Here is an 18078-nt window from a genome sequence, read left to right as displayed (position 1 = left end):
GGCCGGGAGCCGCCCCCGTGGCCATCAGGCCGCCCGGACCTGCGCCAGGAAGCGCTCGACCTCGGACGAGATCGCCTCGGACTGGCGCGACAGATCCGAGGCCGAGACCAGGACCCGGCTCGCCGCCGCCCCCGTCTCCTCCGCCGCCCCCGCCACCCCGGCGATGTTACCCGTCACCTCGCCGGTGCCGGACGCCGCCTGGGCGATGTTGCGCACGATCTCCCGGGTCGCCGCGCCCTGCTGCTCCACCGCCGCCGCGATCGAGGTCGCGACACCCGAGATCTCCTCGATCCGCGCCGTGATCCCGCTGATCGCGCCGGCCGCCTGGCCGGTCGAGGCCTGGATCGCCGCGATCTGGCTGGTGATCTCCTCGGTCGCGCGCGCCGTCTGGCCGGCGAGTTCCTTCACCTCGGCGGCCACCACCGCGAAGCCGCGGCCGGCCGCACCGGCGCGGGCGGCCTCGATGGTGGCGTTGAGGGCGAGCAGGTTGGTCTGCGCGGCGATCGACGAGATCAGCCCGACCACGTCGCCGATGCGGGCGGTGGCCTCGGTCAGCGCGCGGACCTGATGCGCGGTCTGCCCGGCCTCCATGACCGCGGCCTGGGCGAGGCGCGCCGAGCCGTCGACCTGGCGGCCGATCTCCTGGACGGAGGCGCCGAGTTCCTCGGCCGCCGCCGCGACGGTGCCGACGTTGGAGGATGCCTCCTCGGCGGCGGCGGCCACTGCGGTCGATTGCGCGGCGGTCTGGGCCGCGGTCGCCGTCATGGCCTGGGCGGTGCCGCGCAGCTCGCCCGCCGCGGTCGTCACCGTGGCGGCCACGCCGGTGATCGCGGCCTCGAAGCCCTGGATCAGGTCGTTGAGGGCAGCGGCGCGGCGCATCCGGCGCAGTGCCTCGGCCTCGCTCTCGCCCTGCAGCCGCTCGCGCTCGATCGCATGGTCGCGGAAGACCAGCACGGCGCGGGCCATCGCCCCGACCTCGTCGCGCCGCCCGGCCTCCGGCACCGCCAGGTCGGTGCGCCCTTCCGAGAGGGCGGTCATCGCGGTGCGCAAGGACTCCATCGGCCGCACCACCGAGCGGACGATCCGGAACGAGGCGGCGCCGAGCACGAGCACGATGACGAGGCCGGCGAGCGCGAGGCGCTCCACCTGGGCGACGATCATCGCCCGCAGGTCGCTGACATGCTCGCTGACGCCGATATAGAAGCCCCACGGCGCGTAGAAGCGAAACAGCCCGACCTTCGGCACCGCCGCCGCCTCGCCCTCCGGGACCCAGGCGTAGCGGAACGTCGCCGCCCCGTCCCGCGCCGCCCGGGGCATGACGTCGGCGACGTACCGGAACCCGCTCGGGTCGGTGGCGCCCATGAGGTTGCGGCCGACCACCTTCGCGGAGGGATGCGCGATCACGGTGCCGGCGGCGTCGTTGACGAACAGGTAGGTGTCGCGCCCGTGCCGCATCGCCGCGATGTCGGCGAGCGCCGCCTCGCGGGCCGCGGCCTCGCTCACCTCGCCCGCCGCCGCCTTCTTCCGGTAGCGCTCGACGACGTTGGCCGCAGCCTCGGTGATGAGGGACAGGCGCTCGATGCGCTGCGCCACCATCGCCTCGTACTGGTAGGTGAGCGCGATCCCGCCGAGCGCGGCCAGGCTCAAGGTCGCGAGCGCGATCAGCAGGGCGAACTTGCGGGGAAGGGTGAGCACGAACATGGGACGGCCACTCCGGATCCGGTCCTTGCCGGATGTCTCGCCGGACCTAGGGGCGCGGTCGTGAACGGTCGGTGTAGATTGTCATCGCTTGGAGCGATTCGCGTGCGATCGCGGAGGCCTTGCCCTCACGGCATCGGATCCGGTGGCGTCGTTGCCCTCCGGGGCCTGTGAGATGGGCAACGACGTGCAGCACCGCAGCGGGCTTGTCTCTCCCACCCGCGACGTCATCCTGAGGTCGTGAACGGGAGGAAATCCATCGATCGCGTCGTGCGGGCTCTAGCGCGCGGCCGCGCCCTACCCCACTCCCGCCCGCAGGGCCCCGCGCCGTCGCGGCGGCGCCGCAGCGACCGCCGCCTCCTCGCCGCGGGCGAGCGCCAGCACCATGCCGGTGAAGATCTCCTGCAAGGCCGTCGTCGAGAGCCGGCCGTTCGGCTTGTACCAGGTGCAGATCCCCGACAGCATGGCGAGGATCGCGAGCGTCGCCATCCGGGTGTCGGCGAGCCGAAACTCGCCGGTGGCGCAGCCGTGGTCGAGGATGTCGCCGAGCTTGCGCTCGTAGTCGCGCCGCATCGCCACCACCGCGGCGAGGTTGTCGGGCTCGAGGCTGCGCAGCTCCGAGTAGCAGATGAACACCTCCTGCGGCCGTTCGACGTGGTAGGCGACGTGGAACTCCGTGAACCGGGTCAGCCGCTCCTCCGCGCTCCCCTCCGGCAGCAGGGCCGCGTCGAGGGCGGCGTGCAGGTCGAGCATGTGCCCGCGGATGAGGTCGAACAGGAATTCCTGCTTGTTGCGGAAGTAGTTGTACAGCGAGCCCTGCTGGATGCCGACCTCGGCCGCGAGCTGGCGCAGGCTCATGGCGGCGTAGCCGTGGGTGGCGATGAGGCTCAAGCCTGCCCGCCGGATGGCTTCCTCGGTCCGCGGTCCCGACGAGCCTGCGATACGCGCCATGCTGACCCCTGACCCTGTCCTCACGGGGTCCCCGACCCCACGACTTTCGTCGCGCGAGTGTAGCACTTGACGCTCGGAAAAAAACAGTCGAACGTATTTTCAACGCGGATGAGCGGGACGCATACCCGGCATTCGAGAGTGGCAGAGCGGCGCCGGCACGAGCGCGGCCGCCATCCCAGGGAGGTTCAGGCGTGGCGGAGACCCTCGCGGTTCGCCAGATCTCGTTGCGCTTCGGCGGCGTCAAGGCGCTGACGGATGTCAGCTTCGCGGTCGAGAAGGGCGAGCTTTTCTCGATCATCGGCCCCAACGGCGCCGGCAAGACCTCGATGATCAACTGCATCTCGGGCCGCTACCGGCCGTCCGAGGGCCAGATCCTGCTCGACGGCCGCGACATCACGAAGGCCACGCCGAACCAGCGCCCGAAGCTCGGCATCGGCCGCACCTTCCAGAACCTCGCGCTCTTCCACCACATGAGCGTGCTCGACAACATCCTGGTCGGGCGCCACCACCTGATGCGCAACAACTTCGTCACCGGCTCGCTCTACTGGCTGCCGGGGGTGCGCAGCGAGGAGCTGGCCCACCGGCGCCGGGTCGAGGAGATCATCGACTTCCTCGACCTCCAGGCCTACCGCAAGGCGCCCGCCGGCACCCTCTCCTACGGGTTGCGCAAGCGGGTCGAGCTCGCCCGCGCCATGGCGCTCGAGCCCAGGCTGATCCTCCTCGACGAGCCGATGGCCGGCATGAACCTCGAGGAGAAGGAGGACATGGCCCGCTACATCGTCGACCTCAACGAGGAGTTCGGCATGACCGTCGTGATGATCGAGCACGACATGGGCGTGGTCATGGACATCTCGCACCGGGTGATGGTGCTCGATTTCGGCCGCCGCATCGCGCTGGGCCGCCCCGAGGCCGTTCTGGCCGACCCGCATGTGCGCAAGGCGTATCTGGGCGAGGAGGACGAGGAGCAGGCCTCGCCCGAGCCGGTGAGGGCGGTGTCGTGATGACCGACTTCACCGAACGCGCGCGGGCCGCCGACACCTTCCCGAAGCTTCTGCGCCTCAACGCCGCCGAACATCCGGGCGACGTTGCGCTTCGCGAGAAGATCTTCGGGCTCTGGCGCCCGACGACGTGGGGCGAGTACCACGCCCGTACCCGGGCCTTCGCGCTCGGCCTCTCGGATCTCGGCATCGACGGCGGCGACGTCGTCGGGCTCATCGGCGACAACCGGCCCGACTGGGTGGCGGGCGAGATCGCCGCCCACGCGCTGGGTGCGCTCTCCCTCGGCCTCTACCGCGATGCGCTGGAGGACGAGGTCCAGTACCTCCTCGACTTCGCCGAGGTGAAGGCGGTGATCGCCGAGGACGAGGAGCAGGTCGACAAGCTCCTGAACCTCGCCGACCGCGTTCCGTCCCTGCGCCACATCGTGTTCTGCGATCCCCGCGGGATGCGCAAGTACGACGACCCGCGGCTGATCTCGGCCGAGGCGCTGGCGGCGAAGGGCGAGGCCCTGCACGCGGCCGATCCCGGCCTCTACGACCGGATGGTCGACGCGACGGACGGCGAGGCGGTGGCGATCCTCTGCACCACGTCGGGCACCACCGCGCGGCCGAAGCTCGCCATGCTGAGCGGCGGCCGGGTCCTGCGCCACTGCGCCCGCTACCTCGCCGCCGACCCGAAGGGGCCGGAGGACGATTACGTCTCGGTGCTGCCGCTGCCCTGGATCATGGAGCAGGTCTACGCCCTCGGCCAGGCGCTCCTCTCGCGGATGAAGGTCAACTTCGTCGAGGATGCCGACACCCTGATGCACGATTTCCGGGAGATCGCCCCGACCTTCGTGCTCTTCGCCCCGCGCGTCTGGGAGGCTTTGGCCGCCGACGTGCGCGCCCGGATGATGGACGCCTCAGCCCTCAAGCGCGCCCTCTACGAGCGCGGGATGAAGATGGGCCTCGACGCCCTCGACAAGGGCACGCGCTCCACCGCCGCCGACGCCCTGCTGTTCCGGGCCCTGCGCGACCGCCTCGGCTTCACGCGGCTCACCTCGGCCGCGACCGGGGGTGCTGCGCTCGGCCCCGACACGTTCCGGTTCTTCCGCGCCATGGGCGTTCCCTTGCGCCAGCTCTACGGCCAGACCGAGACGCTCGGCGCCTACACCCTGCACCGGGGGAAGACGGTCGATTTCGACACGGTCGGCGTGCCCTTCGACGACAGCATCGAGATCCGGGTCCTCGATCCCGACCGCAACGGCATCGGCGAGGTGCTGGCGCGCCACGCCAACATGTTCCACGGCTACTACAAGGCCGATCCGAACGCGCCGAGCGACGTGCGCGAGGGCTGGATGCACACGGGTGACGCCGGCTACGTCGACCGGAAGGGCGAGCTCGTCGTCATCGACCGCATCAAGGATCTCGCCGTCAACGCCCATGGCGAGCGCTTCTCGCCGCAATACATCGAGAACAAGCTGAAGTTCTCGCCCTACGTCGCGGAAGCCGTCATTCTCGGCGCCGGGCGCGAGTACCTGGCGGCCCTGATCTGCATCCGCTACGCGGTGGTGGCGAAGTGGGCCGAGAAGAACCGCATCGCCTTCACCACCTACTCGGACCTCGCCGCGAAGCCGGCAGTGATCGCGCTGATCCGCCAGGAGGTGGAGCGGGTCAATGCCGGCCTCACCGAGGTGCAGCGCATCGCCAAGTTCGTCCTCCTCTACAAGGAGCTCGACGCCGATGACGGCGAGTTGACCCGCACCCGCAAGGTCCGCCGCGGCGTCATCAACGAGAAATACGCCGACCTGATCGGCACGATCTATGCCGGCGCGCCGAGCCACCGGGTCGACACGGTGATCCGGTTCCAGGACGGCACCACCCAGCGCATCCGCACCACCCTGCCGGTGATCGACCTCACGGCGGCCCCCGCCACCCTCTCCGCCGCCGAATAGGGCCCTGAGGCATGAACACCCACCTGCTGCTCCAGCTCGTCGTCAACGGGCTGATCGTCGGCGCCCTCTACGGCGTGGTCGCGATGAGCTTCGTCCTGATCTACAAGGCGAGCCAGGTCGTGAACTTCGCGCAGGGAGAGTTCCTGCTGATCGGCGCCTGGGTGTGCTGGTGGCTGCTCACCACCTACCAGCTGCCGTTCCTGGTCGGCATGCTCGTCACCTTCGCGTTCATGCTGGTCTTCGGCATCGCGCTCCAGGTGGTGGTGCTGCGGCCCCTGATCGGCGAGCCGATCATCTCGGTCATCATGGTGACGATCGGCCTGTCGATCTTCTTCCAGGCGCTGTGCAAGTGGCTGTTCGGCGTCTTCGCCCAGCCCTTCCCGCCGATCTTCAAGACGCAGGCGGTCGCGATCCTCGGGCTCGAGATCCAGACCGTGTATCTCATGAGCCTCGGCATCTCGGTCGCCATGATGGCCGGCTTCGCCTGGTTCTTCCGCTACTCGAAGCACGGGCTCGCCATGCGGGCCACCGCCTTCAACCAGCAGGTGGCGCAGTCGCTCGGCATCTCGGTGCGCAACGTCTTTGCCCTCGCCTGGGCGATCTCGGCGGTGGTCTCGTCGGTCGCCGGCATCGTCGTCGGCATCGTCAACGGCGTGTCCTCGGCGCTCTCGCTCTACGGCATCAAGGTCTTCCCGGCGGTGATCCTCGGCGGGCTCGACTCGGTCGTCGGCGCGGTGATCGGCGGCCTCGTCATCGGGGTGCTGGAGAACGTCGCCCAGTACGTCGACGGCCAGTACCTGCACTGGGGCAACCTCTACGAGATCGTCCCCTTCTACGTCCTGGTGGTGATCCTGATGATCAAGCCCTACGGCCTGTTCGGCACCCGCGACATCGAGCGCGTCTGATGGCGACCCAGAGCCTGATCCCCGCCGGCGACTACCGCACGACGTATGCCGCCGACACCACGATCTTCCCGACCGCCGGCAGCCGCTACGCGGCCTGGGCGGGGCTGGCGGTCCTGTGCCTCGCCCCCCTGGTGCTCGACCGCTACTGGCTGAGCCTCCTGATCCAGATCGGCTACTTCGCGGTGGCGGCTCTGGGCCTCAACATCCTGGTCGGCTTCACCGGCCAGATCTCGATCGGGCACGCCGCCTTCTTCGGCTTCGGCGCCTTCGCGTCGGCCTGGCTGTCGAACAACCTCGGCATCCCGGTCTTCTTCGCGATCCCGCTCGCCGGGGTCGTCACCACGGCGGTGGGGCTGATCTTCGGGCTGCCGGCGGCCCGGCTCAAAGGCCTCTACCTCGCCATCGCGACCCTCGCCGCGCAGTACATCCTGCAGGACTTCTTCGCCCGGGCGAACTGGTTCACCGGCGGCGTCGCCGGCACGGCGGCCGAGGCGTTCTCGATCTTCGGCTTCCACTTCGACACCGACCACCGCTACTTCTACGTCGTGCTGGCCTACCTGGTGCTGACCTTCGTGCTCGCCACCAACCTGATGCGCTCCCGCGACGGCCGGGCGCTGGTGGCGGTGCGCGACCACTACCTCTCGGCGGAGATGATGGGGATCAACCTCACCCGCTACCGCACCCTGTCCTTCGGATTGTCCGCCTTCTACGCCGGCATCGGCGGGGCGCTCTACGCCCACTACCTGCAATTCGTCTCGGTCGAGGGCTTCGGCATCCTGCTCTCGATCCAGTTCCTCGGCATGATCATCATCGGGGGCTTGGGGTCGATCATGGGCACCCTCATGGGCACCGCCTTCATGGTGCTGGTGCCGGAGGCCATGGGCTGGCTCACCGACGCGGTGCGGGGATCGGCCCTCGACCGGGCGCTGTCGCTCAAGGACAACCTGTCCTTCCTGCGCGAGATGGCGATCGGCCTCGTGATCGTGCTCTTCCTGATGTTCGAGCCCGACGGGCTCGCCCACCGCTGGCGCCAGATCAAGGCGTACTGGAAGCTGTACCCGTTCTCGCACTGAGGCCCTGTTCAACCCTGAAAGACCGCGCATGAGCGTTGCTCTCGTCCCACCCACAACCTCATCCTGAGGTGACCAGCGATCGAAGATCGCTGGGCCTCGAAGGAGGCCTCCAGGGATCGCAGAGACGTCTGGAAGCCTCCTTCGAGGCTCGTTTCACCCGCACCTCAGGATGAGGTCGTGGGTGGGATAGCGGAACAGAGCACGCACACGAATTCCGTCACCATCGACGAGGCTGGCGAACCAGCCCGCCAACCGGAGGAACCCGAAAAGATGCTTCGCCTGTCCCTCGCCTCGGCCGCCGCCCTCGCCCTCGCCGTGCCGGCGCTGGCCGCCGAGATCCCGATCGGCCACCTCGCCGACCAGAGCGGCGCCACCTCCGACGTCGGCGTGCCCTACGCCCAAGGAGTCGCCGACGCCCTCGCCTACGTGAACCGCAAGGGCGGCATCAAGGGCGAGACGATGGCGGTCGAGTCGGTCGATTACGGCTACCAGGTGCCGCGCGCCGTCGCGCTCTACAAGAAGTGGACCGGCGGGCGCGACAAGGTCGCGGCGATCCAGGGCTGGGGCACCGCCGACACCGAGGCGCTCTCGGCCTTCGTCACCAAGGACGAGGTGCCGTATATCTCCGGGAGCTACGCCGCGCAGGTGAGCGACCCGACCGGCGCCAGCGGCAAGGCCAAGGCCGCGCCCTACAACTTCTTCTACGGGCCGTCCTACTCGGATGCCCTGCGCGCCATGCTCATGTGGGCGGCCGACGACTGGAAGGCCAAGGGCAAGACCGGCAAGCCGAAATACGTCCATATGGGCGGCAACCACCCCTACCCGAACTCGCCCAAGGAGGCCGGCGAGGCGATGGCCAAGGACCTCGGCTTCGAGGTGCTGCCGGCGATCGTCTTCGCGCTGGCGCCCGGCGACTACACCGCCCAGTGCCTCACCGCCAAGAACGCCGGCGCCAACTACGCCTATCTCGGCAATACCGGCGGCTCGAACATCTCGCTGCTCAAGTCCTGCAAGTCGGTCGGCACCGACATCCAGTTCATGGGCAACGTCTGGGGCATGGACGAGAACGCCGCCAAGGCGGCGGGCGATGCGGCCAACGGCGTGGTCTTCCCGGTCCGCACCGCCGCGGTGAGCGGCAGCACCGCGCCGGGCATGGCGGTAGCGGCCGATATCTCGAAGGTCTCCGACCCCGCCGGCACGGCTTACCGCCCGGTGCACTACTACTCCGGCATCTGCGCCGCCCTCTACATGACCGAGGCGCTCGCCTGGGCCAAGGACAACGGCGGGCTCGCGGGCCCCAACGTCCGCAAGGGCTTCTACCAGAAGAAGGACTGGGTCCCGGCCGGCATGGAGGGCCTCTGCGTCCCGTCGACCTGGTCGCCCACCGACCACCGCGGCATGATGGAGGTGCACCTCTACCGCGCCAAGGTCTCGGGCGCGACGGACGGGGCGCTGCCCGACCTGATCAAGGCCGGCACGATCAAGCTCGAGCCGGTCAAGACCGTGACGCTGCCGAGGAAGAGCGAGTGGCAGGGGTGGTGAGGCTCAGGCCCAACGGGTGACCCGCCCGTACCCCTCCCCCCTCTGCGGGGGAGGGTTCGACGTCGCAATTCGCTCAACGAAAGCCGCCCGATGTCGCAGGTCATGACCCTGGAGCGCCCGATCCCCCACGCCGCGCAGGCTCCCCTCCTCTCCCTGCGCAACGTCGAGGTCGTCTACGACGACGTGATCCTGGTCCTGCGGGGCCTGAGCCTCGACGTGCCGGCGGGCTCGATCACGGCTCTGCTCGGCGCCAACGGCGCCGGCAAGTCGACGACGCTCAAGGCCATCTCGGGCCTCCTGCGCTCGGAGGACGGCGAGGTGACCCGCGGCGAGATCGTGTTCGACGGCGCCCGCATCGACGGCATCGAGCCCGACCGGATCGTGCGCCGCGGCATCTTCCAGGTGATGGAGGGCCGTCGCATCGTCGCCGACATGACGCCGATGGAGAACCTGCGCCTCGGCGCCTTCTCGCGCCGCGACAAGGAGGTCGGCCAGGATCTCGAGCGGGTGCTGACCTACTTCCCGCGCCTCAAGGAGCGCACCGGGGCCGCCGGCTACCTCTCGGGCGGCGAGCAGCAGATGCTGGCGATCGGCCGCGCGCTGATGGCCCGCCCCCGCCTGATCCTGATGGACGAGCCCTCGATGGGCCTCTCGCCGCTCCTGGTGAAGGAGGTCTTCGGCATCATCCGCCAGATCAACCGGGACCTCGGCGTCACCATCCTGCTCGTCGAGCAGAACGCCCGCGCCGCCCTCTCGGTCGCCGACCGCGGCTACATCATGGAGCAGGGCAAGGTCGTGCTCGACGGCACGGTCGAGGAGCTGCGCACCAACGAGGACGTGAAGGAGTTCTACCTCGGCGGCGCCGGCGACCAGCGCAAGAGCTTTCGCAACCTGAAGAGCTTCAAGCGGCGCAAGCGGTGGATCTGAGGAGGCCTCGGCCGTGGGCGTGCGCCCGGCAGCACGCCCATCGACGTCTCTCGCTGTCACCCCAGGGGCCGCCGAAGCCGAGAACCCGGGACGTCGCGGAGATTCCCCCAGGGAGCCCCGTTTCGGCTTGCATCGAGCCACGGCGACATCGAACGACGTCCCACCAGGGCTGCCCACCGGTCTCCTCGGGGATGGGGTCGCGGGTGGGGGGAGGCGGACGAATCAGGCAGACAGGCCTCCAGCGGCACCCGCAGACCGGAGCCCCCGCATGAATGCCCGCTTCTCCCTGATCGACGTCTTTCACGACGGTGCCTTCACCGGCAATCCGCTCGCGGTGGTGAGCGGGGCCGAGCCCGACACCGCCACGATGCAGACGATGGCGCGCTGGTTCAACCTGTCGGAGACGGTGTTCCTGCTGCCGCCGACGAATCCGGACGCCGATTACCGGGCGCGCATCTTCACCCTCGCGCACGAACTGCCCTTCGCCGGCCACCCGACGCTCGGCGCCTGCCATGCGTGGCTCGGCTCGGGCGGCAGGCCGCGGCGGCCGGGGCGCATCGTGCAGGAATGCGGCGCCGGCCTGGTGCCGATCCGACAGGACGGGGACCGCCTCGCCTTCGCAGGCCCGCCGCTCCTGCGCGAGGGTCCGGTGGACGCGGCGACGATGCGGGACGTCGTGTCGGTGCTGCGGATCGCCCCCGACACGATCGTCGAGGCGCGCTGGGCCGATAACGGTCCCGGCTGGGTCGGGGTGATGCTGGCCTCGGCCGAAGAGGTGCTGGCGGTCGAGCCGGTCCGACGCCACGAGGGCCGGATCGATATCGGCCTCGTCGGCGCCCATGCTCCGGGCTCCGAGGTCGCCTGGGAGATCCGCACGCTGTTCAGCGACGGCACCGGCGCGCTGATCGAGGATCCGGTGACCGGCAGCTTCAACGCGGCGGTGGCTGCCTGGCTGCGGGAGACCGGCCGCGCGACCGGTCCCTACGTCGCCGCGCAGGGCACGAAGCTCGGCCGGCGGGGCCGGATCTTCGTCGATTACGACGGCGCCGACTGGATCGGCGGGCGCACCCTCACGGTCGCGGAGGGGATCCTCCCCCTCGATCTCTAGTCCGGACGGCGTCCGGGTCGCCCGGCCCTTCGGCGCAGGATCTCAATTCGCGTAGCTGAACGCGCCGTCGCGCCAGACATAGAGCACGTAGCCAGGGGCCGTCACGTCGCCCTTCTGGTCGAAGCCGACATTGCCGAGCACCAGGTTGAACCGCTCGGCGTGCAGGGTCTCGGCGACCGCCTTCGGGTCGGTGGACTTGGCGAAGTTGCCGGCCTCGGCCAGGGCCTGGAGAGCCGCGTAGCCGTAGAGGGTGAAGCCGGCGGGGTCGATCCCGTCGGCCTGCAGCGCCTTCACGGCGGCGGCGGCCTCCGGCTTGCGGCGCAGGTCCGGATTGAACGTCATCAGCACGCCGTCGCTCGCCGGACCCGCCAGCACCCCGAACTCGCGGGTGGCGATGCCGGAGGTGCCGAACCATTGCGGGCGGTAGCCCTGCTCGGCCGCCTTGCGCACCAGCTTGCCCATCTCCTGGTAGTGGCCGCCGTAATAGACCACCTCGATCCCCGCCCCCTGCAGGCGCTTGATGAGCGCCGCATCGTCGCTCTGGCCCGGGACGATGGCGGCGAAGAGGGTCTCGTTCTGGCCGATCTTGTTGAGGTTGGCCTTGGTCGACTCAGCGAGGTTCCGCGACAACGGGGTGTCGTCGTACAGGATCGCGATCTTCTTGTCCCGGAAGCGCTCGGCCAGGATCGTGGCCGAGAGCCGGCCCTGGTCGTCCTCGCGGCCGGAGACCCGGAAGATGGTCGGCAGGCCGCGATCGGTCAGGCGCGCGGCGTTGGAGGCCGGGCTGATCATCACCGCACCGGCCGCCGCGTAGACGTCGGAGGCGGCGAGCGAGGCGCTCGAGCAGACATGGCCGATCACCAGCCGGATGCCGGCGCGCACGAACCGCTCGGCCACCGCCATCGCCTGGCCGGGGTCGCAGGCATCGTCCTGCACGTCGAGGACGATCGGCTCGCCGGCGATTCCGCCGCGGGCATTGGCGTCCCGGACCGCGGCCTGCACGCCCTGGAGCACCTGCTCGCCGATGCCGGCGACGGCGCCGGTGCGCGGCACCGCGACCCCGACGGTCACGTCGGCGCGGGCGGCCACCGTCCCGGTCAGCAGCGCTGCGATCGCCAGCCACAGGGCGGCGACGGCCCTGGTGCGCGTCATCCCCGGCGCTCCCGCATGCTTCGAACCACTCCGTCCTCCGGCACCATCGTTCCTGCCGCGTCCCGGCCGCTTAGCACGGCCGAGGCCCCCTGTCCGCGCGGACCCGCGAGGGCGCCGCTGTATCGGGCGCGAGCCCGGAGGAGCGCAAGGGGGCCGCGGCGCGTAAGGGGGACGCGGCGCGTCAGGGTGCGGCAGCGATCATAGCACGGACGCCCCGGCTGGAACGCCCGTCCGGCGCCGGATATTGCATCCGGGGGCGGAATATCGACGGTTTCGGGAGGATCTCGGGATGAATCGGACGGACGGCATCCGGATCGCGGTGCTCGACGATTACCAGGGCGTGGCCGCGGAGCTGGCCGACTGGGGCAGCCTCGGTGCGGGGGTCGCGGTGGACTTCTTCCGCGAGCCGGTGCCGCGGGCGCAGGCCGCGGCGCGGCTCGCGCCCTATTCCGTGCTCTGCCTGATGCGCGAGCGCATGCCCCTCGATGCCGCGCTGATCGCGGACCTGCCGGCCCTGCGCCTCGTCGTGTTCACCGGCGGGCGCAACCCCTCCGTCGACGTGGCGGCGCTGACGGCCCGCGGCATCACGGTGTGCAACACCCGCAACGGCGAGGGCGGCATCGCCACCGCCGAGCTGACGATCGCGCTGATGCTGGCCTGCGCCCGCAACCTGCCGCGGGAATTCGCCAACATGGCGGGCGGGCGCTGGCAGGAGAGCGTGGGCGAGGGCCTGGAAGGCCGCACCCTCGGGCTCCTCGGCCTCGGGCGCATCGGCGCCCGGGTGGCGGCGGTCGGCCGGGCGCTCGGGATGAGGCCGGTGGCCTGGAGCCCGAACCTCACGGCGGAGCGGGCCGAGGCCGGCGGCGCGGCGCTGGTGACCCGCGAGGCCTTGTTCTCGGAGAGCGACGTCGTCAGCCTGCACATGGTGCTGGCGCCCTCGACCCGCGGGATCGTGGGTGTGGCCGAGATCGCCCGGATGCGGCCGGGCGCGATCCTGATCAACACCTCCCGCGGGCCCCTCGTCGACGAGGCGGCCCTGGTCGCGGCCTTGAGCCAAGGCCGCATCCGGGCGGGTCTCGACGTGTTCGACCGGGAGCCCCTGCCCGCCGACCATCCCCTGCGCGGCCTACCCAACGCCGTGCTGACGCCGCATCTCGGCTACGTCACGCAAAGCACCTTCCGGATGTTCTACGAGGATACCGTCGAGGCGATCGCGGCCTGGCGCCGGGGGGCGCCGGTGCGGGTGGTGACGCCTTGAGGCGACGGGCGGGCGCCGCGGCGCCCGCCTGGGCGCCCTGCGCTGCCGAAGGTCAGCGCACGCCCGAATAGACCGAGGCGCCGGCCGAGACCGGCGCGGTGATGGTCGAGAACACGCCGAGCACCTTCTGGACCTCGGTGAACGGCGCGTTCGAGACGTAGACGAGGTCGCGGTTGCGCATCCGGAACGCCTGGGAGACGAACAGGCTGTTGGGATCGCGCATGTTGATGCGGTAGACCACCGGCACGAAGGTCGAGGAGAGGAGCGGGCTCGTCGGCCGCAGGCGGCGCACCACCGAGGCGGGCTCGAACCGGAACAGGAACACGCCGGCCGGGTCGGCCTGGAAGTCGGACAGGCCCCGGGCCTTGGCGAGCGCCTGGGCGAGCGTGATGCCCTCGGCCGAGAACGGGATCTCGGACTGCACGCCCAGCGCCCCGACGGCCAGGAAGGTCTGGGGGTCGCGCACCAGGGTGAGGGTGTCGCCCGGGCGCAGGAAGATGTTCTCGCGCGGGTTCGAGACGATTGCGGTGAGCGGCACCGTCGCGGTGGTCGAGCCGCGGGAGAGCCGCACGAAGGTCTCGGATACCGGTGCGCGCACGCCGCCGGCGGACGCGACCACGTCGAGCAGCCGGTCGCCCTTGGTGGAGAGCGGCAGGCGGGCGCCCGCCGTCACCTCGCCGGTCACCGTCACGGCTGTGCTGGTCGGCTGCACCACGGTGACGATCACCTGCGGCTCGATCGCCTTGCCGGCGAGTTCCTGCTCGATCTGCGCCTGCACGTCCTGGACGCGCTTGCCCGCCACCTGGATCCGGCCCGCATACGGCACCGTAATGGCGCCGTCGCGGGTGACGATCTGGGGCGGGATGGTGGCCGATTTCGAGCCGGAGGAGAACCGGTCGATCGACAGGGAGCCGGAGAACAGGCCGCCGGTGCTGGCCTCGTAGATGGTCACCGCCACGGTATCGCCGACGCCGATCACCGGCTCGACGGAGGGGCGGCGGTCGCCGAACGAGGCGAGCAGGCTGTCGAGGGGACGGCCGCGCAGGGCCTCCACCACGGCCGCATCCACGTCGACGATCTCGTAGCGGGCGAGCAGGCCCTGGTCGGTCGCCACGTCGGCGCCCTTCTCCACCGCGCTCGCCGTCGGACCGGCGGCAGGCAGGAAGCTGGAGCAGCCCGAGACCGCGAGCGCGGTGCAGAGGGCGATCGGGAGTGCGCGCATCAGGGAGATTGCTCGTCCTTCGCTTGAGAGTGGTCCGTAGCCGAGTCGGGGGCCCCTGTCCGTGGCCCTCGGGTCACAGTGGCTTCAGGAGCCCTCCCCCGGCGGCGCCTTCCCCGTTAGACACAGGGTCGGGCCTTCCTCGTGGTGCCGGCCAGAGGCACGACAAAGGTTACGAAATCGCGGCCTCAGGATGGCATGGCATGGTGGTGCGACGCGGATGACAGGGTGGAGATGACCAGACAGATCGGCTTCAACCCGCCCGACGGCGCGCCTCAGCCCCCCGGGCCGGTGCGGCGTCGCCACGTCGTCTACCTGCCGGGCTACGATCCGGAGGCCGGCAAGCGCTACCGGGCGCTCTTTTCCCGCGAGTTCACCCGCTATGCCAAGCGCTTCGATCTCGCCAAGCGGGCGATCACCCGGGCCGAGACCCGGCCCGACGGCCTGGTGCAGACCTGGACCGTCGAGACCGGCCGCGCCGGCACCGAGACCCACACCACCTACGAGGTGCTGCTCTGGGACGACCTGGTGCGGGCGGATTTCCGCCGGCCGCTGATCGCCTCGATGGCGCTCCTGACCGCCGGCATCCTGCACAGCGTCGCGACCGCCAAGATCTTCCGGCTCTACGGCCTCAACTGGAAGTACGGCAACGTCATCCTGTACCCGTTCGGCATGACGGTGATCCTGGGCGCGCTCGCGGCGCTGCTCGGAACCGGGGTCGCCCGGCTGCTGGCCGGATGGCTGCCGGGCCTCGCCGCCGGCGGCCTCGGGGCGCTCGCCGGGATCGGCCTGGTTCTGGCCGCCACCCCGCTCCTCGACCGCATCTTCCTGCGCCAGCTCATCAACGACTGGGTGTTCAACTGGCAGCACAGCAACGGCTGGCGCCCGGACTACGAGGCCCGCCTGGCGCTGTTCGCCGACCACGTCGCCGACCGGCTCGAGGCCGGCGGCGTCGACGAGGTGCTGATCGTCGGCCATTCCTCGGGCGGGCTCACCGCCGCCGAGGTCGCCGCGCGCGTGCTGGCCAAGGATCTGCCGGAGACGCCGTCGCTCTCGCTCCTGACCCTCGGGGCCGGGCTGCCGCTGGTCACCATCAACCCGCGGGCGCGCCGGGTGCGGGCGGACGTGATGCGCCTCGTCGCCAGCGACCGGCTGGTCTGGGCCGACTACCAGGCGCCCCAGGACTGGATGAACTTCCCGGGCTTCAACCCCGCCCTCGACCTCGGCGAAGCGCCGGCCGGCCCGGTGCGCAACCCGCTCATCCGCTCGACGCGGTTTCGCGAGATCATCGACCCGGACGTGTATCGCCGGATCTCGTTCCGGCCGTTCCGGATGCACTTCCAGTTCCTGATGGCCAACGACCTGCCTGGCGAGTACGACTTCTTCGCCCTGACGCTGGGGCCTCAACCCCTGCGCGAGCGGGTGCTCGCCCCCGCGATCGTCCCGCTGCGGCCGGAAACGCCGCCCGAGCCGGTGCCGGTGCACCGCGAGATCTGAGGAGCCCGCCCCTTGCCCATCGCCCTCGTGGTCACCGACGTCGACGGCACCCTGGTCACCGGCGACAAGCAGCTGACGAAGCGGGCGATCGGGGCCGTGGCGGGCTTGCGCGCCCGCGGCATCGCCTTCACGGTGGCCTCAAGCCGCCCGCCGATCGGGTTGCGGCCCCTGATCGAGCCCCTCGGTCTCACCCTGCCGATGGGCGCCTTCAACGGCTCGACCGTCGTCGCGCCAGACCTCTCGGTGATCGACGAGACCCTGATCCCCGAGGCGGCGGCCCGCATGGCCGCCGCGCGGTTCGCGCGAGCCGGCATCGACCTCTGGGTCTTCGCCGACGGCGCCTGGCTCCTCACCGACCCGGACGGCCCCTACACCGACCTCGAGCGCCGCACCCTCCAGGCCGACGCCCGGGTGGTGCCGGACCTCGCGCCTTATCTCGCCCGCGCCGCCAAGCTCGTCGGCGTCTCCCGCGACCATGCCCGGCTGGCCGATCTGGAGCCGCGCCTGGCCGAGGAGATCGGCGAGGGCGCCGCGGTCCACCGCTCCCAGGCCTACTACCTCGACGTCACCCCGCCCCACGTCGACAAGGGCCACTTCGTCGCCCGCATCGCCGGCGAGCGCGGCATCCCGCTCGGCGAGGTCGCGGTGCTCGGCGACATGGCCAACGACACCGCGATGTTCGCCCGCGCCGGCCTGTCGATCGCGATGGGCAATGCGGGCGACGCGGTGAAGCGGGCCGCCAGCGTCGTGACGGGGACCAACGAGGCGGACGGGTTCGCGGAGGCGATCGAGCGGTACGTGCTGGCTTCGGCGGTGTGAGGGGGCGTTGCGTCGACGCGCCGGTCCCTCCACCGGATCGGGACACCGGCCTGGAGGATGCCGCCGCCGCAAGGTCCCACCCTGTGACGACCGTCGCTCGATCGGCCGGACGAGATGCCGCTACTGGCTCGGCATCGTCCCGGTCGGGAAGAAGAGCTGCTCGCCGGCGACCTTGAACGAGGCGATCGCCGCCCGGCCGCGCTCGGAGGTCAGCCATTCGTGCCAGATCCTGGCGTCGGCGGCCCGGATCTGCGGGGTCTTGGCCGGGTTCACCAGGATCGAGCCGTAGGGGTTGAACAAAGCCGGATCGCCCTGGACCAGGATCGCGAGGGTCTGCCGGTTCTTGAAGCTCGCCCAGGTCGCCCGGTCGGTCAGCGTGTAGGCGTCCATCGCGGCCGCCGCGTTCAGCGTCGGGCCCATCCCCTGGCCGAGCTCGCGATAGCTCGCGCCGATGCCGCGGGCTTCGAGGCCGGCCTTCGTCCACAGCCGCAGCTCGGTGCGGTGGGTGCCGCTGTCGTCGCCGCGGCTGGCGAAGGGGGCCTGGGCGCGGGCGATGCGGGCGAACGCCGCGGCGGCGTCGCGCCCGCCCGCGATGCCGGCCGGGTCGGCGGCGGGGCCGACGATCACGAAGTCGTTCGCCATCACGTCGCGCCGGTCGAGGCCGTGGCCCTCGGCCACGAACCTGTCCTCGCCGGGCCGGTCGTGGACCAGGAGCGCGTCGGCATCGCCCTTGGCGCCGATGGCGAGCGCCTGGCCGGTGCCGACCGCGACGACCCGCACCGCGATGCCGGTCTCGCGCCGGAAGATCGGCAGCAGGTGGCCGAACAGGCCCGATTGCTCGGTCGAGGTGGTGGAGGCGAGCGTGATCGCCCGCTCCTGCGCGGCCGCCGGCCGGGAGAGGGCCGGCGCGAGGGCGAGCAGCGCCAGCAGGGCGAGGCGGCGCGGGAGCGGGAGGGGCACGGGCGAGGCTCCGGAAGAGGTCCGGGCGAGCGTTACC

The 18078-nt window shown here is 71.0% G+C and carries 15 protein-coding genes; 10 read left to right on the top strand and 5 right to left on the bottom strand.

Annotated features, from left to right (window positions below; all coding sequences use genetic code 11):
* Positions 1-24: 24 nt before the first annotated feature.
* On the bottom strand, positions 25-1701 hold the full coding sequence (locus tag EU555_RS06375; protein WP_135413824.1) for a methyl-accepting chemotaxis protein: 1677 nt from the start codon (positions 1699-1701) through the stop codon (positions 25-27).
* A gap of 294 nt (positions 1702-1995) precedes the next feature.
* Positions 1996-2649, bottom strand: a complete 654-nt coding sequence (locus tag EU555_RS06370) for a TetR/AcrR family transcriptional regulator (protein ID WP_135413823.1) — start codon at positions 2647-2649, stop codon at positions 1996-1998.
* Between the two features lie 191 nt (positions 2650-2840).
* Between EU555_RS06370 and EU555_RS06365 the strand changes: the two genes are divergently transcribed.
* From EU555_RS06365 to EU555_RS06335, 7 genes are all read left to right on the top strand, one after another.
* Complete coding sequence (locus EU555_RS06365; RefSeq protein ID WP_135413822.1) at positions 2841-3650, top strand: ABC transporter ATP-binding protein; 810 nt, start codon at positions 2841-2843, stop codon at positions 3648-3650.
* Complete coding sequence (locus EU555_RS06360) at positions 3650-5581, top strand: long-chain fatty acid--CoA ligase (RefSeq protein WP_135413821.1); 1932 nt, start codon at positions 3650-3652, stop codon at positions 5579-5581. Before EU555_RS06365 ends, EU555_RS06360 begins: the two co-directional genes overlap by 1 nt.
* A gap of 11 nt (positions 5582-5592) precedes the next feature.
* Positions 5593-6486 (top strand): branched-chain amino acid ABC transporter permease, encoded by an 894-nt coding sequence (locus tag EU555_RS06355; protein ID WP_135413820.1) that lies wholly within the window; start codon positions 5593-5595, stop codon positions 6484-6486.
* A complete protein-coding gene (locus EU555_RS06350) occupies positions 6486-7559 on the top strand; it encodes a branched-chain amino acid ABC transporter permease (RefSeq protein WP_135413819.1) in 1074 nt (357 codons plus the stop codon). The genes EU555_RS06355 and EU555_RS06350 overlap by 1 nt, the downstream gene beginning before the upstream one ends.
* A 270-nt stretch (positions 7560-7829) precedes the next feature.
* Positions 7830-9101 carry an ABC transporter substrate-binding protein gene (locus tag EU555_RS06345; RefSeq protein WP_135413818.1) on the top strand — a complete coding sequence of 424 codons (1272 nt, stop codon included), beginning with the start codon at positions 7830-7832 and terminating at the stop codon, positions 9099-9101.
* Positions 9102-9191: 90 nt separating this feature from the next.
* Entirely contained in the window at positions 9192-10028 is an 837-nt protein-coding gene (locus tag EU555_RS06340) for an ABC transporter ATP-binding protein (RefSeq protein ID WP_135413817.1), read from the top strand.
* A 268-nt stretch (positions 10029-10296) separates the two neighbouring features.
* Positions 10297-11136, top strand: coding sequence for a PhzF family phenazine biosynthesis protein (locus EU555_RS06335; protein WP_135413816.1), 840 nt, complete (start codon positions 10297-10299; stop codon positions 11134-11136).
* A gap of 42 nt (positions 11137-11178) precedes the next feature.
* Here EU555_RS06335 and EU555_RS06330 read toward each other — a convergent pair whose 3' ends face one another.
* The gene (locus EU555_RS06330; protein ID WP_135413815.1) at positions 11179-12288 is read right to left on the bottom strand and encodes a branched-chain amino acid ABC transporter substrate-binding protein; all 1110 of its coding nucleotides are present in this window, start codon (positions 12286-12288) and stop codon (positions 11179-11181) included.
* A 289-nt stretch (positions 12289-12577) separates the two neighbouring features.
* Between EU555_RS06330 and EU555_RS06325 the strand changes: the two genes are divergently transcribed.
* Positions 12578-13546, top strand: coding sequence for a D-2-hydroxyacid dehydrogenase family protein (locus EU555_RS06325; RefSeq protein WP_135413814.1), 969 nt, complete (start codon positions 12578-12580; stop codon positions 13544-13546).
* A 52-nt stretch (positions 13547-13598) separates the two neighbouring features.
* On the opposite strand, the gene EU555_RS06320 is transcribed toward EU555_RS06325, so the two are convergent.
* Positions 13599-14768 (bottom strand): polysaccharide biosynthesis/export family protein, encoded by a 1170-nt coding sequence (locus tag EU555_RS06320; RefSeq protein ID WP_135413813.1) that lies wholly within the window; start codon positions 14766-14768, stop codon positions 13599-13601.
* Between the two features lie 231 nt (positions 14769-14999).
* Between EU555_RS06320 and EU555_RS06315 the strand changes: the two genes are divergently transcribed.
* The gene (locus EU555_RS06315) at positions 15000-16262 is read left to right on the top strand and encodes an alpha/beta fold hydrolase (RefSeq protein ID WP_135413812.1); all 1263 of its coding nucleotides are present in this window, start codon (positions 15000-15002) and stop codon (positions 16260-16262) included.
* Positions 16263-16274: 12 nt separating this feature from the next.
* The gene (locus tag EU555_RS06310; protein ID WP_135413811.1) at positions 16275-17081 is read left to right on the top strand and encodes a Cof-type HAD-IIB family hydrolase; all 807 of its coding nucleotides are present in this window, start codon (positions 16275-16277) and stop codon (positions 17079-17081) included.
* A gap of 120 nt (positions 17082-17201) precedes the next feature.
* Here EU555_RS06310 and EU555_RS06305 read toward each other — a convergent pair whose 3' ends face one another.
* Entirely contained in the window at positions 17202-18041 is an 840-nt protein-coding gene (locus tag EU555_RS06305) for an ABC transporter substrate-binding protein (protein WP_167858455.1), read from the bottom strand.
* Positions 18042-18078: the final 37 nt, after the last annotated feature.

Origin of the sequence: Methylobacterium nonmethylotrophicum (assembly GCF_004745635.1) — a bacterium.
Classification (GTDB): domain Bacteria; phylum Pseudomonadota; class Alphaproteobacteria; order Rhizobiales; family Beijerinckiaceae; genus Methylobacterium; species Methylobacterium nonmethylotrophicum.
The sequence above is the reverse complement of the archived record's forward strand: the minus strand, read 5'-3'. Positions and strand labels throughout refer to the sequence as shown.